This is a genomic window from Stenotrophomonas sp. 99219_Sma (assembly GCF_056480785.1).
This window is the reverse complement of sequence record NZ_CM151117.1, coordinates 201983-223011: the sequence shown is the minus strand read 5'-3', so window position 1 is coordinate 223011 and position 21029 is coordinate 201983. Positions and strand designations below refer to the sequence as shown.

At 66.6% G+C, this 21029-nt stretch carries 17 protein-coding genes and 1 pseudogene; 8 read left to right on the top strand and 10 right to left on the bottom strand.

What is annotated here, in order from left to right:
• Positions 1 to 184 precede the first annotated feature (184 nt).
• Both ACZK13_RS00960 and ACZK13_RS00955 read right to left on the bottom strand, forming a co-directional pair.
• Positions 185 to 1204, bottom strand: coding sequence for a ribonucleotide-diphosphate reductase subunit beta (locus tag ACZK13_RS00960; protein ID WP_004153683.1), 1020 nt, complete (start codon positions 1202 to 1204; stop codon positions 185 to 187).
• A gap of 118 nt (positions 1205 to 1322) precedes the next feature.
• Positions 1323 to 3725, bottom strand: a complete 2403-nt coding sequence (locus ACZK13_RS00955) for a ribonucleoside-diphosphate reductase subunit alpha (protein WP_032128210.1) — start codon at positions 3723 to 3725, stop codon at positions 1323 to 1325.
• Between the two features lie 438 nt (positions 3726 to 4163).
• Between ACZK13_RS00955 and ACZK13_RS00950 the strand changes: the two genes are divergently transcribed.
• Complete coding sequence (locus ACZK13_RS00950; protein ID WP_253145761.1) at positions 4164 to 5024, top strand: DUF2884 family protein; 861 nt, start codon at positions 4164 to 4166, stop codon at positions 5022 to 5024.
• A gap of 75 nt (positions 5025 to 5099) precedes the next feature.
• Here the strand turns inward: ACZK13_RS00950 and zapE are convergent, their stop codons facing one another.
• Together zapE and ACZK13_RS00940 are read right to left on the bottom strand one after the other, a co-directional pair.
• A complete protein-coding gene (zapE, locus tag ACZK13_RS00945; RefSeq protein ID WP_032128212.1) occupies positions 5100 to 6200 on the bottom strand; it encodes a cell division protein ZapE in 1101 nt (366 codons plus the stop codon).
• Positions 6197 to 6868 carry an alpha/beta hydrolase gene (locus tag ACZK13_RS00940; RefSeq protein WP_049400585.1) on the bottom strand — a complete coding sequence of 224 codons (672 nt, stop codon included), beginning with the start codon at positions 6866 to 6868 and terminating at the stop codon, positions 6197 to 6199. The genes zapE and ACZK13_RS00940 overlap by 4 nt, the downstream gene beginning before the upstream one ends.
• A gap of 43 nt (positions 6869 to 6911) precedes the next feature.
• Between ACZK13_RS00940 and ACZK13_RS00935 the strand changes: the two genes are divergently transcribed.
• Positions 6912 to 7769 (top strand): EamA family transporter, encoded by an 858-nt coding sequence (locus ACZK13_RS00935; RefSeq protein WP_032128214.1) that lies wholly within the window; start codon positions 6912 to 6914, stop codon positions 7767 to 7769.
• A gap of 59 nt (positions 7770 to 7828) precedes the next feature.
• On the opposite strand, the gene ACZK13_RS00930 is transcribed toward ACZK13_RS00935, so the two are convergent.
• The 3 genes from ACZK13_RS00930 to ACZK13_RS00920 all read right to left on the bottom strand — a co-directional run bounded on the left by ACZK13_RS00930 (position 7829) and on the right by ACZK13_RS00920 (position 10776).
• Complete coding sequence (locus tag ACZK13_RS00930; protein ID WP_049400583.1) at positions 7829 to 9271, bottom strand: ExeM/NucH family extracellular endonuclease; 1443 nt, start codon at positions 9269 to 9271, stop codon at positions 7829 to 7831.
• A 172-nt stretch (positions 9272 to 9443) separates the two neighbouring features.
• Positions 9444 to 9962, bottom strand: a complete 519-nt coding sequence (locus tag ACZK13_RS00925) for a c-type cytochrome (RefSeq protein ID WP_005407662.1) — start codon at positions 9960 to 9962, stop codon at positions 9444 to 9446.
• A 205-nt stretch (positions 9963 to 10167) separates the two neighbouring features.
• Complete coding sequence (locus ACZK13_RS00920) at positions 10168 to 10776, bottom strand: TetR/AcrR family transcriptional regulator (protein ID WP_005407661.1); 609 nt, start codon at positions 10774 to 10776, stop codon at positions 10168 to 10170.
• 161 nt (positions 10777 to 10937) lie between these two features.
• On the opposite strand from ACZK13_RS00920, the gene ACZK13_RS00915 reads away from it, so the two are divergent.
• The 3 genes from ACZK13_RS00915 to ACZK13_RS00905 are packed head-to-tail and all read left to right on the top strand — an operon-like array spanning position 10938 to position 15731.
• A complete protein-coding gene (locus tag ACZK13_RS00915) occupies positions 10938 to 12101 on the top strand; it encodes an isovaleryl-CoA dehydrogenase (RefSeq protein ID WP_014645571.1) in 1164 nt (387 codons plus the stop codon).
• A 10-nt stretch (positions 12102 to 12111) separates the two neighbouring features.
• Positions 12112 to 13722: a carboxyl transferase domain-containing protein gene (locus ACZK13_RS00910; protein ID WP_478482156.1), complete on the top strand. Its 1611-nt coding sequence runs from the start codon at positions 12112 to 12114 to the stop codon at positions 13720 to 13722.
• 26 nt (positions 13723 to 13748) lie between these two features.
• The gene (locus ACZK13_RS00905) at positions 13749 to 15731 is read left to right on the top strand and encodes an acetyl/propionyl/methylcrotonyl-CoA carboxylase subunit alpha (RefSeq protein ID WP_253145763.1); all 1983 of its coding nucleotides are present in this window, start codon (positions 13749 to 13751) and stop codon (positions 15729 to 15731) included.
• 21 nt (positions 15732 to 15752) lie between these two features.
• Here ACZK13_RS00905 and ACZK13_RS00900 read toward each other — a convergent pair.
• Positions 15753 to 15893, bottom strand: a pseudogene (locus tag ACZK13_RS00900) (putative peptide maturation dehydrogenase); the annotation flags it as partial.
• Between the two features lie 238 nt (positions 15894 to 16131).
• Here ACZK13_RS00900 and ACZK13_RS00895 point away from each other — a divergent pair.
• On the top strand, positions 16132 to 16446 hold the full coding sequence (locus ACZK13_RS00895) for an NHLP-related RiPP peptide (protein ID WP_125895448.1): 315 nt from the start codon (positions 16132 to 16134) through the stop codon (positions 16444 to 16446).
• A 32-nt stretch (positions 16447 to 16478) separates the two neighbouring features.
• Complete coding sequence (locus ACZK13_RS00890; RefSeq protein ID WP_080355176.1) at positions 16479 to 16820, top strand: NHLP-related RiPP peptide; 342 nt, start codon at positions 16479 to 16481, stop codon at positions 16818 to 16820.
• Between the two features lie 48 nt (positions 16821 to 16868).
• On the opposite strand, the gene ACZK13_RS00885 is transcribed toward ACZK13_RS00890, so the two are convergent.
• On the bottom strand, positions 16869 to 18047 hold the full coding sequence (locus tag ACZK13_RS00885; RefSeq protein ID WP_125895447.1) for a putative peptide maturation dehydrogenase: 1179 nt from the start codon (positions 18045 to 18047) through the stop codon (positions 16869 to 16871).
• A 164-nt stretch (positions 18048 to 18211) separates the two neighbouring features.
• Between ACZK13_RS00885 and ACZK13_RS00880 the strand changes: the two genes are divergently transcribed.
• Positions 18212 to 18502 carry an NHLP-related RiPP peptide gene (locus ACZK13_RS00880; protein WP_012509741.1) on the top strand — a complete coding sequence of 97 codons (291 nt, stop codon included), beginning with the start codon at positions 18212 to 18214 and terminating at the stop codon, positions 18500 to 18502.
• A 16-nt stretch (positions 18503 to 18518) separates the two neighbouring features.
• On the opposite strand, the gene ACZK13_RS00875 is transcribed toward ACZK13_RS00880, so the two are convergent.
• Entirely contained in the window at positions 18519 to 21023 is a 2505-nt protein-coding gene (locus tag ACZK13_RS00875) for a putative peptide modification system cyclase (protein ID WP_253145766.1), read from the bottom strand.
• Positions 21024 to 21029 lie beyond the last annotated feature (6 nt).

Below are 21029 nucleotides of genomic sequence, written 5' to 3'. Positions count from 1 at the left end.
AGTCGAGCTTGCTCGACTGCTTTGCGCGAACGGCAGTCGAGCAAGCTCGACTCTACAAAGGCCCGCGTGCAGCATGGCGGCCAGTAGCACCAGGCAGGCTCCGCCGGGCATGGCCCGGCGCTACCAACAAAAAAACCCCGGCGTTGGCCGGGGTTTTTCGTTGCGACAGATCTGACCGGTTCGATCAGAAGTTCATGTCGAAGGCGACTTCGCCCTGCACGCCGACCTGGTAGGCCGAGACGCGGCGTTCGAAGAAGTTGGTCAGCTCCTGCACGTCCTGCAGTTCCATGAACGGCAGCGGGTTGCGCACGTTGTACTTCTTTTCCATGCCCAGCTTGGCGAAGTGCTGGTCGGCGCAGTGCTGCAGGTACTGGCGCATGTCGCGGGTGGAGATGCCGGCCACGCCGCCGGACAGCACGTCCTCGGCGAACTGCACTTCGCATTCGATGGCTTCGGCCAGCATGTCGTAGACCTGCTGCTTCATCTCTTCGTCAAACAGGTCCGGTTCTTCCTCGCGAACAACACGCACCGACTCGAACGCGAACTCCATGTGCGCGCTTTCGTCGCGGAACACCCAGTTGGTACCCGAGGCCAGGCCCGGCAGCAGACCGCGCGAACGGAAGTAGTACACGTAGGCGAACGCAGCAAAGAAGAACAGGCCTTCGATGCAGGCGGCGAAGCAGATCTGGTTGAGCAGGAACTGGCGGCGCTCGGCACGGGTCTCGATGCGCTTCAGGTCCTGGATCGAGTCGATCCACTTGAAGCAGAAATCGGCCTTCTTCTTGATCGAGTCGATGTTCTCCACCGCGGCGAACGCTTTGACGCGCTCTTCCGGATCCGGCAGGTAGTTGTCGAGCAGGGTCAGGTAGAACTGCACGTGTAGCGCTTCTTCATACAGCTGGCGCGACAGGTACATGCGCGCTTCCGGCGCATTCAAGTGCTGGTACAGGTTCAGCACCAGGTTGTTGGACACGATCGAGTCGCCGGTGGCGAAGAACGCGACCAGGCGGTGGATCAGATGGCGCTCACCCGGCGACATCTTGCTGTGCAGGTCGGTGATGTCGATCTGGAAGTTGATCTCTTCCACCGTCCAGGTGTTCTTGATCGCGTTCCGGTACATGTCATAGAACTGCGGGTAGCGCATCGGGCGCAGGGTCAGTTCAAAACCGGGATCGAGCAGCATCTGCTTGGGCTTGTCGGCCATGGGTGTTTCCTTGAATTCCTGGGTGAGCCGCCGGGCATGGCCCGGCGCTACCGTGGGTGATGATCGTTGGCCGGGGTTGCCGGCCAGCGGCCGGCACTACCGCGCGGCGGTGCCGCTCTTACTGGCAGGCCTCGCAGGCTTCCGGGTTTTCCAGCGAGCAGGCGATGGCTTCGTCCGGGCTGAACACCTTGGCCGGGGCTGCGCTGCTCACCGTGGTCTTGGCGATCTTGGTGGCCGGGCGCGAACGCAGGTAGTAGGTGGTCTTGATGCCCTGCTTCCAGGCGTACATGTACATGGAGGACATCGCGCCGATGTTCGGGCTTTCCATGAACAGGTTGAGCGAGGCCGACTGGTCGATGAAGGCACCACGCTCGGCGGCCATGTCGATCAGCGAACGCATCGGCAGTTCCCACGCGGTGCGGTAGACCTCGCGCAGCGTTTCCGGAATCTGTGCCACGCCGGCGATGGAGCCTTCGGCCAGCTTGATGGCGTCGCGCATGTCGGCGGTCCACAGGCCCAGCTTCTTCAGCTCGTTCACCAGGTAGCGGTTGACCTGCAGGAAGTCACCGGACAGGGTCTCGCGCTTGAACAGGTTGGACACCTGCGGCTCGACGCACTCGTAGCAGCCGGCGATCGAGGCGATGGTCGCGGTCGGTGCAATCGCGATCATCAGCGAGTTGCGCAGGCCATGCTCCTTGATGCGGGCACGCAGGGCATCCCAGCGCGCGGTGTCTTCCGGCACCACGTTCCAGGCGTCGAACTGCAGCTCGCCACCGGCGGCGCGGGTGTCGTTGAACGACGGGTGCTTGCCGCGTTCCTGGGCCAGCTCGCAGGAGGTTTCCAGCGCGTGGAAGTAGATCGCTTCGGCGATCTTCTTCGACAGGGCACGGGCTTCGGCGCTGTCGAACGGCAGGCGCTTGCGGAAGAACACGTCCTGCAGGCCCATGCAGCCCAGGCCGACCGGACGCCAGCGCAGGTTGGCGCGGCGGGCGGTTTCGATCGGGTAGAAGTTCAGGTCGATGACGCGGTCGAGCTGGCGCACGGCCAGGCGCACGGTCTCGGCCAGCTTCTCGAAGTCGAACTCGTTGTGCTCGTCGAAGTGGTTGCCCAGGTTGATCGAACCCAGGTTGCACACTGCGGTTTCATCGTTGGAAGTGACTTCCAGGATTTCGGTGCACAGGTTGGACAGGTGGATCACGTTGCCCGGACGCAGGGTCTGGTTGCTGGCGCGGTTGCACTTGTCCTTGAAGGTCATCCAGCCGTTGCCGGTCTCGGCCAGCGTACGCATCATGCGGGCGTACAGCTTGCGCGCGGAGATGGTGCGGTTGGCCTTGCCCTGCGCTTCGGCCTGCAGGTAGGCCTGCTCGAAGGCTTCGCCGAACAGGTCGGTGAACTCCGGCACGACGCGCGGATCGAACAGCGACCATTCCTGGTCGGCCTCGACGCGCTTCATGAACAGGTCCGGCACCCAGTTGGCCAGGTTCAGGTTGTGCGCACGGCGGGCTTCGTCACCGGTGTTGTCACGCAGCTCGAGGAAGTCCTCGACGTCGGCGTGCCAGGTTTCCAGGTAGACGCAGGCTGCGCCCTTGCGCTTGCCGCCCTGGTTCACCGCGGCCACGGACGAATCCATGGTCTTCAGCCACGGCACGATGCCGTTGGAGTGGCCGTTGGTCGACTTGATCAGCGAACCACGCGAACGCACGCGGGTGTAGCTGACGCCGATGCCGCCGGAGAACTTCGACAGCTGGGCGATGTCGCCGTACTTGGAATAGATCGACTCCAGCGAGTCCTGCGGCGAATCCAGCAGGAAGCACGAGGACAGCTGCTCGTGGGTGGTGCCGGAATTGAACAGGGTCGGGCTGGACGGCAGGTAGTCCAGGTTGCCCATGCGCTTGTACAGCGCCAGGGTCTCGGACACATCCTCGCTCAGCGCGCTGGCAATGCGCAGGAAGAACTGCTGCGGGGTCTCGATCACCTTGCGGGTGTGCGGATGGCGCAGCAGGTAACGGTCGTACAGGGTACGCAGGCCGAAGTAATCGAAGTTCAGGTCCAGCGAGATGTCGATGGCATCGTTGAGCTTGCGCGCATTGGTCTGCACGAAGTTCAGCAGGCGGTCGTTGATCAGGCCGACTTCATGGCCACGGCTGACCGACTGCGAGAAGGCGTAGATTTCCTGGCCCGAGACTTCCTTGGCGATGTAGTTGGCCAGCAGGCGCGCAGCGAGGCGGCCGTACTCGGGCTCTTCACCGATCAGCAGGGCGGCGGTGCGGATGGACAGTTCGTCCAGCTCGCGGGTGGTGGCGCCGTTGTACAGGCCGGAAATGGTGCGGGTGGCCACGCGCATCGGATCGACGGCGTGCAGGCCTTCGGAGGAACGCTGCACCGCGCGCACGATCTTGTTCAGGTCCACCAGTTCGGTCGTGCCATTGCGCTTGGTCACACTCATCGCGTTGGCCGTCGGCGGCGACGTCAACAGGAATTCGCTTTCCTTCTCGATGGTGGCGCTGGATTCGGTGGTCACGGCGTGTGTCCTCTTGGCGTGATTGGTGGGTGCTCGATGCATCGGGTGACGCAGCCCGGGACATGACAGCCCAGGATGGCAGGACGGCGTCGCAGGGGATGAGACCCTGCGCCTGCCACTGCCGTTGACGATCGCGGATGGGTACCCAGGGCACCCCCTGGAATTGGGGTTGCTGCGACCGACGGCCACAAGATAGTGGGGGTAATGGGGTCCGTCAACGCCAAATGTAGTGAAATTCGGCAATCCCTTGCGCCGCAAGGATCGTGCCATCGGCGCCCGGATCAGACGCTTCAGACCTGCCGGAACGGGCTGCGCAGTCAAGCCCGAAAGGCGTCATCGCGGTGGTACAACGCACCGCGAAAACGGAACAATGACAGCTTCACATGACAGTGATGAAACTGGCTAGGGACAACCCTGTGGATAGCTGGTGGGCAGCCGGTGGGAATCCGGTGGACGGGTGACTTCCGGCCGGTGACGCCCGCGCTGGCCCTGCTGCCTGCCCTGTTCATTGCCCCAGCGCTGGCCGCCGAGGGGCCGGACCTGCGTTCGGACCAGTGCGGCATCCATACCGACTACGACGTGCTGGTGGACAGCGGCGGCATCTGGCTGCGGCATGGCCCGCAGGCGCCGCACGAGGTGGTGTTCCACGATGGCGTGCTGAGCCTGGACGACACGATCGTGCCGGTCAGCGAGGCCGACGCCGCCCGCCTGCGGCAGATGGAGGCCGGGGCGCGGCAGCTGATGCCGGCGGCCACCGCGCTGGCCCATGAAGTGAGTGGGCTGAGCTTCGACGTGCTCGACGGGGTCTATGAGAGCCTCACCGGCACCGCCAACAGCCGCAAGGTCCGGCGCCTGCGCCGGCAGGCCGATGACTGGATCGGCGGCACGCTGGGCAAGGGTTACTGGGAACAGGCAGTGTTCGGGCCGGGCTTCGAGGCCAAGGTGCAGGACATGGCCGAGTCGCTGTCCGCGTCCATCGCCCGCAGCGTGCTGTGGCAGGTGTTCACCGGTCGCAGCGATGCGATGGAGGAACGCGCCGACCGCCTGGACGCGCAGATGGAACAGCAGCTGGAAGGCCGCGCCGAGCGCATCGAGGCCCGCGCGCAGGCGCTGTGCCCGCTGGTGCAGTCGCTGGCCGACACTCATGACGCGCTGGAAGTGCGCTACCAAGGCCAGCCACTGCGGCTGCTGGAGCGCGGCGAGAGCGTACGGGTAGAGCACGGCGATGGCTCGGGCCTGCATGTGTCGGCCGGGCCGGATGAGCGGCCGCGTGGGAACGCCGTGGCGCCGACCCGGTAACCGCGCGGCGGATGCCGGCCAGCGGCCGGCACTACCGGAACTCTGGCCGGCAACGCATTTACCTGGGTGGCGCCCTCACGCCCGGTGCGGGGTACCCAGGTACTCGGCGCTCTGCATTTCAATCAAACGCGAGGCGGTGCGCTCGAACGCGCCCTGCAGGCGCTGGCCGGTGTACAGCTCGATCGGCGAGGTACTGGCGGTGCAGACCAGGTTGACGTGGCGGTCGTACAGCTCGTCGATCAGGTTGACGAAGCGGCGCGCGGCATCTTCGTTCAGGCGGTCGAAGGCGGGGATGCCGCCCAGCAGCACGGTGTTGAACTCGTGCGCGATCTCGATGTAATCCGACGGGCCACGCGGGCCTTCGCACAACGCGGCGAAATCGAACCAGGCAATGCTCTTGCCACGGCCGCGCACCGGGATCTTGCGGCCTTCGATCTCGATGTTGCCGGGCTTGGCCGGCTGGCCGCCGCTCAGTTCGTTCCAGCGCGTGGCCAGCCACTCATCACTGTCGGCGGCCAGCGGTGCGCGGTACACCGGCGAGCGGGTCAGCGCGCGCATCCGGTAATCCTCGGTGCCCTCGGCGTACAGCTCCACGCAGAAGCGCTGCAGCAGGCCGATGGCCGGCAGGAAGCTCTCGCGCTGCAGGCCGTTGAGGTACAGGTTCTCCACCGCCGTGTTGGAGGTGGTCACCAGGGTCACGCCCTCGGCGAACAGGCGCTCCAGCAGCCGTGCCAGCAGCATCGCGTCGCCGATGTCGGTGACGAAGAATTCGTCCAGCACCAGCACCCGCAGGTTGCTGCGCCATTCCTGGGCGATCTTCGCCAGCGGGTCGCTCTGCCCCTGGTGCTCGCGCAGGCGCTCGTGGACGCTGCGCATGAAGCGGTGGAAATGCGTGCGGTACTTCTGTTTGATCGGCAGGCCGTCGTAGAACAGGTCGACCAGGAAGGTCTTGCCACGGCCGACGCCGCCCCAGAAGTACAGACCCTTCACCGGCTCGGGCTTCTTCCAGAACGAGGACAGGCGGTCCAGCCAGCCGTCTTCGGCGCTGTCGACCAGGCCCAGGTGGATGCGGTCCAGTTCGGCCAGCGCTGCGTGCTGGGCCGGGTCGTTCTGCCAGTCGCCACGGGCAACCCCTTCCGCGTACCGCTGCGACGGGGTCAGCTCGGTTGCACTCATGCCGCTGCGCCCAGCCAGTGCTTGACGCCGTGGGTCAGCGCGCCGCGCAGGTCGATCAGCTTGCGGTGGAAGAAATGGCTGGTCTCGGGCATGCGCACCAGCTCATGCGGGACGTCCAGCGTGTCCAGCCACTGGTAGACGGCCTGCGGGTCGACGATCTCGTCCTGCTCGCCCTGGATCACCAGCCAGCGCGCCGGCGGCGCGATGCCATCGAAGTCCCAGCGACCGGCCGGCGGCGCGATCGAGATCAGCGCTTCCGGCTGCAGCGCGGCAGCGGCCTTCAAAGAAACGAACGAGCCGAAGCTGAAACCGGCCAGCCACAGGCGGTCGTCCGGGCGCTGGCTGCGCACCCAGGCGGCGACGGCTTTCAGGTCGTCCTGCTCGCCCACGCCATGGTCGAACTCACCGGCCGACGCGCCGACGCTGCGGAAGTTGAAGCGTACCGTGGCGATGCCCAGCTCGCGCAGCGTGGTGGCGGTCATGGTGACCACCTTGTTGTGCAGGGTGCCGCCTTCGGTGGACAGCGGATGGCAGACGATGGCCACGATCGGCTGCACCGGCACATCGGCCTTGGGCAGGTCAACGACCACTTCCAGCGGGCCGGCCGGGCCGTCCAGTTCGAGGCAGGCGGTTTCGCCGGGGGCGACGGGGAACGAAGGCTTGTGCATGGCACCATGATACCGTCCCCTGCCCCTGCCCTGTGCCCGCCCCATGCTCTACCTGTCCTTGGCCGTGATCTGCAGCGTGCTGGTTTCGGTGTTGTTGAAGGTGGCCGGACGCCGCCAGCTGGATGTTTCGCAGATGGTCACCTGGAACTATCTGGTGGCGGCAACGCTCACCGCCGTGGTGCTGCAGCCGCCGCTGGACGCACTGCGCGCGCCACATGCCCCGTGGCTGTCGCTGCTGGCACTGGCGGTGGTGCTGCCATCGATCTTCCTGGTGCTGGGCCGCGCGGTGGCGGTGGCCGGCATCGTCCGCAGCGACGTGGCGCAGCGCTTGTCGTTGCTGCTGTCTTTGGCCGCCGCCTTCCTGTTCTTCGGCCAGACTGCGACGCCGTGGAAGCTCGCCGGTCTCGGCCTGGGCCTGCTGGCGATGGTGGCGATCAGCCTGCGCCCGCGCGGCCCGGCGGTGGCGTCCTCACCCGGCGGCTGGGGCTGGCTGCTGGGCGTCTGGGCCGGGTTCGCGGTGGTCGACGTGCTGCTCAAGCAGGTGGCGCTGTCCGGCACGCCGTCGATGGCGGCGGTGCTGGCCAGCTTCAGCGTGGCCTTCGTGCTGATGCTGGCACTTCAGCTGTGGCGGCACGCCAGTGGCCGCAGCCGGTTGGCCTGGCGCAACCTCGGTGCGGGCGCGCTGCTGGGCCTGCTCAACGGCGGCAACATTCTTTTCTATGTGCACGCGCATCAGTCCATGCCGGAGAGCCCGGCCACCGTGTTCGCCGGCATGAACATCGGCGTGGTGGTGCTGGGCGCGCTGGTGGGCGTGTTCGCCTTCGGCGAGGCCACCACGAAGTGGAACCGCGCCGGGCTGGCGCTGGCGGTGCTGGCGATTGGATTGATCGCCTGGGGCTGAGCCCGGCCTCGGGGTCAGAGCCCATTTCGTTGGAATGGGATCCGACCCGGCGCTGGGCGTTATTTATCGAAGCCCAGCAGCAGCGGATCGTGGTCGGAACTGCGCCACGGGCCCTGCACGTTGCGGCCCTGGTAGCCGCTGGCGTCCTGTTCGTCGGCATTGCTGTGCCACTCGGCGGCACCGCGCAGGCGCTGGGCCATGCCCGGGCTCAGCAGCGCATGGTCGAGGCGGCCGGTATAGCCGTTGTAGACGTAGCTGTAAGGATGCTCGACCTGCGCGACCTTGAATGCGTCCTGCCAGCCCAGGTCATGCAGGGTGCGGATCGGGTCTTCCATCGCGTAGGCGTTGAAATCGCCCAGCAGCACCACGTCCTTCACCTTCAGGCGGCCAGCTTCGGCCTGCACCCACTGGTTCAACTGCTTTGCCGATTCCACCCGGGTGGCATTCCAGCAACCCTGGCCATCGTTGCGGTCGGCATCGCCGCCGCTGGCATCACGGCAGCCCTTGGACTTGAAATGGTTGGCGACCACCATGAACGGTGCGCCCTTGCCCTGGAAGGCCTGCGCCAGCGGTGCGCGGCTGTGTTCGGCGAACGGACCGTCGGTTCTGGTCAACGGCTTGCCCAGCGGCTTGAACGCGCTCCTGCGATAGATGATGCCAACCCGGATCGGGTTGCTGCCCGGCCCCTCGCCGGCATCGACGAAGGCCCACTGCTTGTCGGCGGCAAGACCGGCGTTGAGGGCGCTGACCAGTTCGGCGATGGCCGACTGCGGGCCATAGCCATCGTTTTCCAGTTCCATCAACGCGGCGATGTCGGCACCGAGCGCGTTGACCGTGGCCACCAGCTTGCCGACCTGCGCCTTGTGCTCTTCCAGCGTGCGCGCGCCGCGCAGGGTCGGGAAGCCACCGCCCTGGCCATCGCCATTGAAGAAGTTCTCCAGGTTGAATGCAGCGATATGCAGGCTGCCCGGCACCGTCGGCACCGCCGGACGCTTCAGCTCGGGCAACGTGAGTGCACCCTCGACCTGCAGGCGCGGACGGCCCTGTGCATCCACGTGCACGACACCTTCCACATTGCGCAGCTGCATGCCGGTGCGCAGCACCGGGTTGGCTGGCAGGTAGGCCACGCTGGCCGGGTCGCGGGCTTCGCTGCCGTCGTCCAGCAGCAGGCGGCGGCGCTGGTTGTCGGCCATCACCTGCTCATAGCCGGCAGTACCCGGCGCGGCCACTTCGGTCGGCTGCCAGAGGCGGCCATCGAAGGCCACGGTGAGCTGCCCAAAGCGCTCCAGGCCATCGGTGCCGGCCAGGGTGAGCGGTGCGGCGATGCGCACGCGCTGGCCATCCAGCGCACGCCAGTCGGCCGGTGCGGTGGTCAGCACCACGGTGGCGCTGCTGCGCGCGGCGGACGGCGACGCGACCGGTGCGGCCTGCGGCTGGGCCTGGGCAAAGGCGCCGGCCGGCAGCAGCAGGGACAGGGCAAGGGCGAGGGAACGGCGGCGCATCGACGGGCGACTCCATGGAAGAGGCGCACAGACTAACCCTGAAATGCAAAACCCCGCCTGCGGGCAGGGTTTTGACCTTGGTGGGCAAAGCCTGGGTCGTGCCGGCCGCTGGCCGGCAACCTCATGACCTTCGTGCCATGCGTGGTTGCCGGCCAGCGGCCGGCACTACCGGTTACTTCAGGTTGCCCAGCATCCAGTCCACGGTGGCGTGGATCTGTTCCTCGGTCAGCGCCGGGTTGCCGCCCTTGGGCGGCATGATGCCGCCATCCGGACCGGTATAGCCCTCGATGGCGTGCTTGTAGAGAGTGTCCTTGCCCTGTGCGATGCGCTTGTCCCAGTGCGAATGGTCCAGCGTCGGCGCCATGCCCACGCCGGTGGTGTGGCAGGCGGTGCACAGGTTGTCGAAGATGACCTTGCCGTCCTTGGTGCCGCCGTAGGCCACCTGCGAGGCGGCCTTGGCCAGCGCGGCGGCCTTGGCCGCAGCCTGCGCGGCGGCGCCGGTGCTGCCGGCATAGACCGCGCCGGTGGGCGAGATGCGCTGTTCGGTGCGCTTGGCCGCGGTCGGCGACACCTCGGGCGGAATCCGGGTGTGGATGTAAGCGGCAAGGAGGATGAGGCCGAGGGTGATGGTCGCCAGCAGCGCGATCACCATGGAGAAGCGTTTCAGGAACTCCAGATCGTAATTCCGCACTCTTCGTTACCCCTGGCTGATAGTCGTTGGACCACGGCTGAGCGACTGCGTGATGGACCGAGTATAGAACGCGCTTTGCGTGCGACAACAGGCGTCACTGCTGGTGCGGCGCAGCATTCGGACCCGGTAGTGCCGGCCGCTGCCCGGCATCGCCAGCCCGCCGGATGGATCGTGCAGAAGCCGGCCAGCGGCCGGCGCTACCGGATTACCGGGCGCCGATCGCGCGCAGGCAGAAGCTGCAGATCGCATCCACCAGTGCGTCTTCGTCGCGGTGTGCTTCGCGGCTGGGCGCGGTCGGGCCGACCATCGCCTCGGTGAAGGCGCCGACCAGGCAGGCGGCGGCCACATGCGCGTCCTGCGCCGGCAGCTCACCGGCGGCCACGCCCTCCTCCACCAGCCGCAGGAACACGTCGCCGAAGGCACGACGACCACGCATGCGCTCGGCTTCCACGTCCGGGTCGACCGGTTCGACGATGAAGGCATGCGCCAGCCCCGGCCCGGCCAGGGCGCGGCGGACGAAGGCGGTGATCGCCAACCGCAGGCGCTCGCTGGCCACCTCCGGGCCGCTGGCGATGCGCTCCATGATCGCGACCTCGTGGGCCACCGCGGCGTTGAGCACCTCCACGAACAGCTCGGCCTTGGACGGGAAGTGGCGGTAGATCAGGCCGGTGGACACCCCCGCCTGGGTCGCCACGGCGGTCACCGGGGCATTGCGCCAGCCGCCGGTGGCGACCAGCTCACGGGTGGCCAGCAGGATCCGTTCACGGGCCCCGGCCAGGCGTTCTTCCATCAGTGCAGAGCGTTTGTAGGCCATGTTTTGATTCTAGTTTCAATTTTTGAATTTGTATTCACTTCTTACCCGAACCCCGCTACGCTGGGGTCCAATCGCCCGTGCGGGCAGCGGTCCTGCAGACCGCCGCCCGCTCCCCCGCCGGGTGCGTCCATTTCCTGCCATCCCGCCGTGGAGCCACCACAATGCACGTGCCATCCCTGAACTTCGATCTTGGCGAAGACATCGACCTGCTGCGCCAGAGCGTGGCCCATTTTGCCGCCGCCGAGGTCGCACCGCTGGCCGCCGAGGCCGATGCCAGCAACCAGTTCCCGCTGGCCCTGTGGCCGAAGCTGGGCGAACAGGGCCTGCTCGGCCTCACCGTGGAAGAAGAATACGGCGGCACCGGCATGGGTTACCTGGCCCATGTGGTGGCGATGGAAGAAATCTCGCGTGCCTCCGGCGGCATCGGCCTGTCCTATGGCGCGCACTCCAACCTGTGCGTGAACCAGCTACGCAAGAACGGCAACGAAGAACAGAAGCAGCGCTTCCTGCCCGGCCTGTGCAACGGCAGCCTGGTCGGCGCGCTGGCGATGAGCGAGCCGGGTGCCGGTTCGGACGTGGTGTCGATGAAGCTGCGCGCCGACAAGCGCGGTGACCGCTACGTGCTCAACGGCAACAAGATGTGGATCACCAACGGCCCGGACGCCGACGTGCTGGTGGTCTATGCCAAGACCGACATGGAAGCGGGTGCCAAGGGCATCACCGCGTTCCTGGTCGAGAAGGGCATGAAGGGCTTCTCCACCGCGCAGAAGCTGGACAAGCTGGGCATGCGCTCCTCGCCCACCTGCGAGCTGGTGTTCCAGGACTGCGAGATTCCCGAAGAAAACGTGCTGGGCCAGGTCGGTGGTGGCGTGCGCGTGTTGATGTCCGGCCTGGATTACGAGCGCGTGGTGCTGTCCGGTGGCCCGCTGGGCCTGATGGCCGCGGCCATGGACGTGGTCATGCCCTATGTGCACGAGCGCCACCAGTTCGGCGAACCGATCGGCAGCTTCCAGCTGATCCAGGCCAAGATCGCCGACATGTACGTGGGCCTGGGCGCGTGCCGCGCCTACGTCTATGCCGTCGCGCGCGCCTGCGACCAGGGCCGCACCACCCGCCAGGATGCCGCCGGTGCCATTCTGTACGCCGCCGAGAAGGCCACCTGGCTGACCGGCCAGGCGATCCAGATCCTCGGTGGCAACGGCTACATCAACGAGTACCCGACCGGCCGTTTGTGGCGCGACGCCAAGCTGTATGAAATCGGCGCCGGCACCTCGGAGATCCGCCGCATGCTGATCGGCCGCGAACTGTTCCAGCGCACCCTGTAAGGCCAACGCGATGACCGTCCTGAACAGCCAGCTGCAACCGGGCAGCGAAACGTTTGAAAGCAACCGCGCCGCCATGCAGGCCGTGGTCGACGACCTGCATGCCACCCTCGCCCGCACCGCGCTGGGCGGCAGCGAAGCCGCGCGCGCCAAGCACACCGCACGCGGCAAGCTGCTGGTGCGCGACCGCATCGACGCCCTGCTCGATCCCGGCAGCGCCTTCCTGGAAATCGCGCCGCTGGCCGCGCACGGCATGTACGAAGACGCCGTGCCCGCCGCGGGCGTGGTGGCCGGCATCGGCCGCGTCAGCGGCGTGGAATGCGTGATCGTGGCCAACGACGCCACGGTGAAGGGCGGCACCTACTACCCGTTGACGGTGAAGAAGCACCTGCGCGCGCAGGAGATCGCCGAGCAGAACCACCTGCCCTGCATCTACCTGGTCGATTCCGGTGGCGCCTTCCTGCCGCTGCAGGACGAGGTGTTCCCCGACCGCGATCATTTCGGCCGCATCTTCTACAACCAGGCCAACCTGTCCGCGCAGGGCATCCCGCAGATTGCCTGCGTGATGGGTAGCTGCACCGCCGGCGGCGCCTATGTGCCGGCGATGAGCGATGAGACGGTGATCGTGCGCGAGCAGGGCACGATCTTCCTCGGCGGCCCACCGCTGGTGAAGGCGGCCACCGGTGAAGTGGTGACGGCCGAGGAACTCGGCGGTGCCGATGTGCACACGCGCATTTCCGGCGTGGCCGACCACATGGCCGACAACGACCTGCAGGCACTGGCGCGGGTGCGCGCGATCATCGCGCAGTTGAACTGGCGCAAGCCGGAACCGGCGATGGCGGTGCAGGCCAACGAGGAACCACTGCTGCCGGCACACGAACTGTACGGGGTGATCCCGGCCGATACGCGCAAGCCCTACGACGTGCGCGAAGTGATCGCGCGCCTGGTCGATGGTTCGCGTTTCGATGAATTCAAGCCGCGCTACGGCGCAACGCTGGTGACCGGCTTTGCGCATCTGAACGGCTACCCGATCGGCATCATCGCCAACAACGGCATCCTGTTCTCCGAGTCGGCACTGAAGGGCGCGCACTTCATCGAGCTGTGCACCCAGCGCAACATCCCGCTGGTGTTCCTGCAGAACATTACCGGCTTCATGGTCGGCCGCAAGTACGAACAGGGCGGCATCGCCAAGGACGGCGCCAAGCTGGTGATGGCCGTGGCCTGCGCCAAGGTGCCCAAGTTCACCGTGGTCATCGGTGGTTCGTTCGGTGCCGGCAACTACGGCATGTGCGGCCGCGCATACTCGCCGAACTTCCTGTGGATGTGGCCGAACGCGCGCATCGGCGTGATGGGCGGCGAACAGGCCGCCAGCGTGCTGGCCACGGTCAAGCGCGATGGCATCGAAGCCAAGGGCGGCCAGTGGCCGGCAGTGGAGGAAGATGCATTCAAGGCACCGATCCGCGACCAGTTCGAGCAGCAGGGCCATCCGTACTACGCCAGCGCGCGCCTGTGGGATGACGGCGTGATCGATCCGGCCGACACCCGCCGCGTGCTCGCCCTGGCGCTGTCGGCCAGCCTCAACGCCGCCCCGCAGCAGACGCGCTTCGGCGTGTTCCGCATGTAACCCGTGCCATGACCGAGCCTGTTGCCATGTTCACCAAAGTCCTGATCGCCAACCGCGGCGAGATCGCCTGCCGCGTCATCGCCACCTGCCGCCGCCTCGGCATCGCCACCGTGGCGGTGTATTCCGATGCCGACCGCAACGCACGCCACGTGCGGCTGGCCGACGAAGCCATCCACATTGGTCCTGCCGCCGCACGTGAGAGCTACCTGCGCAGCGATGCCCTGCTCGACGCCGCACGCCTGACCGGCGCGCAGGCGATCCACCCCGGCTACGGCTTCCTGTCCGAGAACGCCGACTTCGCCGATGCCTGCGCCGCCGCCGGCATCACCTTCATCGGGCCGCCGGCCAGCGCCATCCGCGCGATGGGCGACAAGAGCGCGGCCAAGGCGCTGATGGCCAAGGCCGGTGTACCGCTGACGCCGGGCTACCACGGCGACCAGCAGGCGCCGGACTTCCTGCGCGCGCAGGCCGATGGCATCGGCTACCCGGTGCTGATCAAGGCCAGCGCCGGTGGCGGTGGCAAGGGCATGCGCAAGGTCGAACGCAGCGAGGACTTCGTCGATGCGCTGGCCAGCTGCCAGCGCGAGGCGGCCTCGGCGTTCGGCAACGACCATGTGCTGGTCGAGAAGTACGTCGAGCGCCCACGCCATATCGAGATCCAGGTGTTCGGCGACAGCCACGGTGAGGCGGTCTATCTGTTCGAGCGCGACTGCTCGGTGCAGCGCCGCCACCAGAAGGTGCTGGAAGAGGCGCCGGCGCCGGGCATGAGCGCAGAACGTCGTGCTGCAATGGGCAAGGCGGCAGTCGATGCCGCGCGCGCGGTGGGCTACGTCGGTGCCGGCACGGTGGAGTTCATCGCCGGCCCGGACGGCGATTTCTACTTCATGGAAATGAACACCCGCCTGCAGGTCGAGCACCCGGTGACCGAGTACATCACCGGCACCGACCTGGTGGAGTGGCAGCTGCGCGTGGCCTCGGGCCAGCCGCTGCCGCTGCGCCAGGAACAGCTGGCGATCCACGGCCACGCCATCGAAGCGCGCCTGTATGCCGAAGATGCCGACCGGGGCTTCCTGCCCTCCACCGGCACCCTGCGCCGCCTGCGCCTGCCGACCCCGTCGGCCCATGTGCGCGTGGATACCGGCGTGGAGGAAGGCGACAGCATCACCCCGTACTACGATCCGATGATTGCCAAGCTGATCGTCTGGGACGTGGACCGCGATGCCGCCCTGCGCCGCATGAGCCAGGCGCTGGCGGACTGCCAGGTGGTGGGCGTGACCACCAATGCCGGCTTCCTGCGCCGCCTGGTGAACACCGATTCGTTCGCGCAGGCCAAGCTGGACACCGCGCTTATCGAGCGCGAGCAGGCGGCATTGAGTGCAGTGGGCGACACGGATGATGCCCTGTGGCAGCTGGCTGCGGTGGCTGCGGTTGCAAGCACGGGCGGCGCCAGCACCGACGCGCGCGATCCGCATTCGCCGTGGCAGGCCCAGGACGGCTGGCGCCTTGGCGCATCGGCACCGCGCGTGCTGCCGCTGCAGCAGGGCGAACGCAAGCACACGCTGAAGGTGTGGACGCAGACCGATGGCTGGCGCGTGCAGTGCGATGACGCCGCGCCGGTGCAGGTGCTTGGCACGGCCGATGCGCAGCATCTGACCGTGCTGCTGGGCGAGCGCCGCTGGTCGTTGCAGCTACTGCGCGAAGGCGACCAGCTGTATCTGTTCGGCGCCGATGGCCAGCACCGCTTCACCCTGCACGATCCGGTGGGCGAATCGGACCACGCCGTGGCCGATGCCGGCAGCCTGCTGGCGCCGATGCCGGGCAGGATCGTCGCGACACTGGTCGCGGCCGGCACCGAGGTCAAGCGCGGCACGCCGCTGGTGGTGCTGGAAGCGATGAAGATGGAGCACACCCTGCAGGCACCGGCAGACGGCACGGTGAAGGGCTACCGCGCCAAGGCCGGCGACCAGGTGGGTGATGGTGCGGTGCTGGTGGACTTCGAAGCGGCGTGACGTGGCGGGGGCCGCGTGGGTTCAGACCGCGCGGTCCTCGGGATTCCAGATCACACCTGCCGGGTCCAGTTCGGTCGTGGTTATGGTCGGGGCGCGCCAGCCAAAACCGCATACGGCGAGGACGCCCTCGGAACGCGGATCTAGGCCAAATTCGTGCTCGATGGGCCAGGTCGCCGACGACGCCTCCGACCTGGACACCGCCCTGAAACTGTGTCGCAGGAACGTCAAGCTGGCATCTCCGGTGCGCTCTTCCAACGTTTCTGGAACCACGGTGCCATGCCCAGCAGGACCACTGGCCTGTACCGGCTCGGCGCGCCTTGCTTGACGCTGCGCTGCGGCACGCTCGCGGTAGTCACACGTGGTTTAATCGGCGGACATTGACCCACAAGGAGTGTTTGCGATGTCCGCAAAGTCCCCGATGACCACTGTCAATGCCGGTCGGCTGCTCGACCTGCTGTGTTCTGACGACGCCTTCCGCGCAGAGTTCACAGCCGATGCCGGCGCTGCGATGGCGCGGCATGGGCTGCAGGCACAGTCCGGCACAAGCCCCTGCGCCATCCACAACGTCCTGGCCAGCAAGGAAGAGTTCCAACAGGTGCGCCAGCAGATCGCCGCGCTCCTGGCCCAGCGCGCCGCATTCACTGTCCCCTTCATGTTCGAATCCGGGCATCTGCAGGGAAGCGTGCACCACTCCGCCGTACCGCAGGCCGCTTGAACGCCCCTCAATCCACTTCAGAGGTAGATTCGATGTTGCCATCCACTCGTACCCGGTTCTCCAGCGAACACACCACCACCGAGTCGCCGCGCTTTGAGCCGCAAACCGCCATTGCCCTGCTCGACCGCCTGTGCAGCGATGATGTGTTCCGTGCGCAGTTCAGCAGGAACCCGCTGCAGGCCTGCCGGCAGATCGGCCTGGCATTCGACTCGATGGCGCAGGTGCCGCCCTGCCTGAGCACCGGCAAGCTGGCCAGCAAGGAAGAGCTGAGCCAGGCCCGCGATGCCCTGGTGAACTATCTCTCCAGCCACCGCGCATCCATGACCGTGGTCTTCACCTTCGAAGCCGGTCACGTCCACCGCATCATCCAGTAATGCACCCGACAAGGGGCGCTGGGTACTCCAGCGCCCTGCCGGGCTTGTTCAATCGCGGGCCTCGCGCTTCCAGACATGCCCCGCAGGGTCCAGCTCCGCCGTGGTCATGCTCTGCGCACGCCAACCGAATCCGCACACCGCCATTGCGCCGTCGACCATCGGGTCGAACCCCAGCAGCGACTCGATCTCCGTCTCATTGATCGCCGCGGTGACGAAGCCGCCCAAGCCATTGGCCGTGGCCGCTGTATACAGTGCCTGCGACACATGGCCGACATCCAGGCTAACGGCGCGATAGGCCTTGGCGTGGTTGCGGTACTTCCAGAAGTTGCGACCGAAACGGCAGACCAGCACCACCATGGCGTGGGCCGAAGCGAACCAGTGCTGGCCCGACAACAGGCGCAGGCAGAAATCGTCCAGCTGGGCGGGCTGTGCCTGTTGCCGTGCCAGCTCGTGAGCCACAGCATGGTAGTGATACAACCCAGGCTGCAGGCCATCGACCTTGCGCGCAATCACGTACGCTTCCAGCGGATGCAGGCTACCCGCGGACGGTACGTTCTTCTTCAGGAAGCGCACGCCGGGTTCGGTTTCTACCTGTGCCTGCGCCATCAGCACGTGCTGCATCATGCCCGCCAGCATCTCCAGCGATAGAGGCTTGTCCTCGGCGTAGTTGCGGCAGGTGGTACGTGCAGCCAACAGCTGTGCCACGGCATCGGGTGCCGCGACCGGCAGAGCGATGGCACCCGGCTGCCGCACCGGGGCTTCGGCCGGTGGCTTGCCGAGCTGCTGCACCAGGTCCTGTGCGGTCACCATCCGGTGCTTCTCCATATCGCCGGCACTGTCTACGCCCGCCCAGCGGGAATGGCGATGATGGATGGCTGACAAGGCCCACCAGTGTCCGTCGCGAACACGCTGGTCAGCCTGTCGCGCCGCCTCGGGCGCGCCCTTCTCGGCGATGAGCAACCCCGCCTCCAGCAGCGATGCCACTCGGGCGCGGTTCTGCAGGTCATCCGGCAAGACCTGCCAGCGCTCGGCGCTGGTCTGCAACAGCAACGCACAAGCGTCGGCATCGAGCGTCACAGGCTGATCGAGATGGGCAGCACGCACCTGCAACTGCTGCACGAACTCCACACCGGTTCCACCAGCCAGCAGGCTGTTCAGGGAGAACGATGGTTGTTCATCGGGAACAACAGCCAGCGCGTGGCATCGGCGGTACCGCGAAGAGGTCATCGACGTTCCTGTGGCAAATGGGATTCCGGCAATGTGCTGCCGGTGGAGCTGGGTAAGTATGGCCCAGTACCGCGTTCAAGACCCATCGATCCGCGCCGCTATGACTACGGTCAAAGGCACGCGCCACTTGTTCGACCTTCCCTGTCTCCTTGGATCCCACGCTCATGACCAACCGCAAATCCCCACTGTCCCTCGCTGACGCCACCACGCTGCTTGATCTGCTCACCACCGACGCAGACTTCCGCACAGCATTCAAGCAGGACCCGGCAACAGCCCTGCAGCAGATCAGTGTCGAGGCGGGTGCCGCCGCGCAGGGCTGCATGCTGTCCGCCGACCTGGCCTCCAATGAAGATCTGGCCGCTGCACGCGACAATCTGGTGCAGCAGCTGACCGAGCGCGCGGTGTTCAGCCATCCGCATTGCTTCATCGACGGTTCGCAGGCACCGACGCCCTGACCTTGGTGCTGATCGCTCAGGATGCGTCCGGTGAGAGGGCGCATCCCGGGCGTGATGGCCCACGCTGGCTGTCGCCTACATTCAATGCCTGCAACACGGACGAGCCTGCGAATTCGGTATAGGCGCGCCCGCGGTGCCGACGCATCCAGTCCAGCTGCGACTGCTGCTCCTGTATCGCGCCCTGTGCGGCGTAGGCCGCTGCCAGCACGCTGTGGACCTGGAACAGCTCGCTGCCATCAACCATCGCCTGCAGCATCTTGATTGCCTGCGCGCTGTCACCGGACAGATGCAACGCATTGGCCTTGACCACCGCCGCCAACTGGCGCGCACGTGGGTCGACGGCGTCGGCCGCCAATACGTCAAGCTCGGCCACCTGCCGGCCGATCGAGGATTGCAGGCCCAAGCGCTGTGCCGCATACAAGCTGGCCGCAGCGAAATACAGATACTGTCCGCGTTCACCGTTTTCGGGGCGTGCCGCATTCCGCAGCAGCGCGCTGGCCTGCGTTGAGAAGTCGCGTGGCGCTACGCATCGAGCCGCCGCGGCGTGAACAGCCAAATTGACCGTGCCCAGCAGATCACATACGAAGGGACCGCCATTGCACCGGCCTGCGGACGCGACCGAGGCTGCCAACGCCTCCTCGAATCGCCCCTCATCAATGGCCAGTGAAGTCCCTTCCAGCCACCGTCCCGGCCCGTTCTCCGGCAACCGCGCCAGCACTGCACTGGCCTCTGCATTTCGCCCGGACACGGCCAGCGCCGCAACCAGCTGCCGGTTCGGGCGACCTTCGGCGAGCTGCATGGCACGATGCAGCGTTGCTACCGCCTCATCGACCTTTCCCCGTGCCAACTGGATGCGCCCGAGCAGCTCCAGCGTCACGCTGCGCAACGGGTTCTGCTCCACGTTGGCATGGGCAACGGCCTGCTCCGCCTTTTCGTAGTGGCCCAGCACGAACTCGGCCAGACCATGGTTGACGCTGGCCCCGTGATGATCCGGATACAGATCGGCCAGTACCTTCCAGGCCTCGCCAGCGGCGGATTCAGAACCGGACTCCAGCTCCACCTGCCATGCATCCAGATACAGGCCCTCACGCGTGCTCAGCCGATGACGCAGCGTCCTGACCTTGGTCAGCAAACCGCGCGCGTCCTCCAGCTGGCCCTGGCTGAACATCGATCGCATCTGCCCGACATAGGCCATGGCGAAGTCGGGATCGATGCGCGTTGCGATCTGGAAAAATTTCAATGACGACTCGGTCTGTCCGCGGCCATAGGCAAGCTGTCCGCGTGCGTAGGCATGCAGTGCGTCGAGGTTGGCTGTTGCCACCTGCGGCAACGGTGCCGATGTCTTGCCGATCTGCGCCATCGCTTCGCCCAACCGCGATCGCAATTGCACCACCACTTGGTCACTGGAGGTCAGCGCGGAAGGCAGGCCTTTGCCATCGGAATAAACCGAGTAGACGGTCTCGCCAGTGGCAGGATTGACGACATCGACGGCCACACGCAGCTGGCCGTGTACCTCACGGATCGAGGGATCGAGTACCGCGCGCGCGCCATCGCGCATTGCGATCTGGACAGCGGCGGCACGATCGATCTCGGTGTTTTCTGGCATCAACATGCGCGCCATGGTGTCGCGCGCCTTCATGTCGCTGATCACGTTTACGTAACGCGACTGCTCAAGCCCGATGCGCAACGCCTGGTTCAGGGCGTCGTCCAGGACCGGGTTATCGGTCAGGTTGCGCGCATCGGCCATCACCACCCAGTCGCGTTCGGCGAAGGCAATCGCCGGCTGTGGCCGGGCCAGCAGCCACAGGCCCAGCCCGACAGAGACAATCAGGGCCGCCTGCGCGGCCATCGCCAGCGGACGCCGCCAGACCGGAACATCAGGGCGTGCCTTGTCGCTGGCACGCGGCCGGGAAAGCATGCCCTTCCCCGCCACCGCCACGCCCAGCACTTCCATCGCTTGCGCCACACCGCGAAAGCGCCAGCGACCGAATGACCTCCACTGCAGGCGACCGCCCAGTTCACCCAGCTCCGTCGCTGCACGGCGCACCACCGATTCAGCAGCCGCCGACATCAGCAGTTGTCCGGGGGGAGCCAACTGCATCAGGCGCGCGGCCATCGGCTTGGCCAGGCCCTCCACCTCCACAGCCTTGGCTCCAAGCGCGATCGATTCCGAGCTGTTGTTCCACAGGATGACCTCACCCACGTGCAACCCAGCCCGCGCCTGCAGTCGGAGATCACGCGCCTGCCCCAGCGGCTGCAGGCCACGCTGGTAATCCAGGGCGAATCCGAGCGCATCAATCGGGCGCTCGAACAGCATGAACAATCCGTCGGAGCGGTCGATCAGCTGGCCGTGCCAGCGCTGCTGCAGCGCCAGCACCAAGCGGTCGTGTTCCTGGAACAGCTCGGCGGCAGCAACATCGCCGATGCGTTCGACCAGCAGCAGCGAATCACACAAATCGGTGAACAGCAACGCACGTAGTTGCTGGTTGTGCGGCGTCGACGTTCCGTTGTCGCCATTCATCGCCGG

What these genes read in the sequence shown, in the direction of transcription:
- ACZK13_RS00960 (WP_004153683.1), bottom strand. Translation starts at nt 1,204, where the DNA reads ATGGCCGACAAGCCCAAGCAGATGCTGCTCGATCCCGGTTTTGAACTG.
- zapE (WP_032128212.1), bottom strand. Translation starts at nt 6,200, where the DNA reads ATGAGTGCAACCGAGCTGACCCCGTCGCAGCGGTACGCGGAAGGGGTT.
- ACZK13_RS00940 (WP_049400585.1), bottom strand. Translation starts at nt 6,868, where the DNA reads ATGCACAAGCCTTCGTTCCCCGTCGCCCCCGGCGAAACCGCCTGCCTC.
- ACZK13_RS00935 (WP_032128214.1), top strand. Translation starts at nt 6,912, where the DNA reads ATGCTCTACCTGTCCTTGGCCGTGATCTGCAGCGTGCTGGTTTCGGTG.
- ACZK13_RS00930 (WP_049400583.1), bottom strand. Translation starts at nt 9,271, where the DNA reads ATGCGCCGCCGTTCCCTCGCCCTTGCCCTGTCCCTGCTGCTGCCGGCC.
- ACZK13_RS00920 (WP_005407661.1), bottom strand. Translation starts at nt 10,776, where the DNA reads ATGGCCTACAAACGCTCTGCACTGATGGAAGAACGCCTGGCCGGGGCC.
- ACZK13_RS00915 (WP_014645571.1), top strand. Translation starts at nt 10,938, where the DNA reads ATGCACGTGCCATCCCTGAACTTCGATCTTGGCGAAGACATCGACCTG.
- ACZK13_RS00910 (WP_478482156.1), top strand. Translation starts at nt 12,112, where the DNA reads ATGACCGTCCTGAACAGCCAGCTGCAACCGGGCAGCGAAACGTTTGAA.
- ACZK13_RS00905 (WP_253145763.1), top strand. Translation starts at nt 13,749, where the DNA reads ATGTTCACCAAAGTCCTGATCGCCAACCGCGGCGAGATCGCCTGCCGC.
- ACZK13_RS00895 (WP_125895448.1), top strand. Translation starts at nt 16,132, where the DNA reads ATGTCCGCAAAGTCCCCGATGACCACTGTCAATGCCGGTCGGCTGCTC.
- ACZK13_RS00890 (WP_080355176.1), top strand. Translation starts at nt 16,479, where the DNA reads ATGTTGCCATCCACTCGTACCCGGTTCTCCAGCGAACACACCACCACC.
- ACZK13_RS00885 (WP_125895447.1), bottom strand. Translation starts at nt 18,047, where the DNA reads ATGACCTCTTCGCGGTACCGCCGATGCCACGCGCTGGCTGTTGTTCCC.
- ACZK13_RS00880 (WP_012509741.1), top strand. Translation starts at nt 18,212, where the DNA reads ATGACCAACCGCAAATCCCCACTGTCCCTCGCTGACGCCACCACGCTG.
- ACZK13_RS00875 (WP_253145766.1), bottom strand. Translation starts at nt 21,023, where the DNA reads ATGAATGGCGACAACGGAACGTCGACGCCGCACAACCAGCAACTACGT.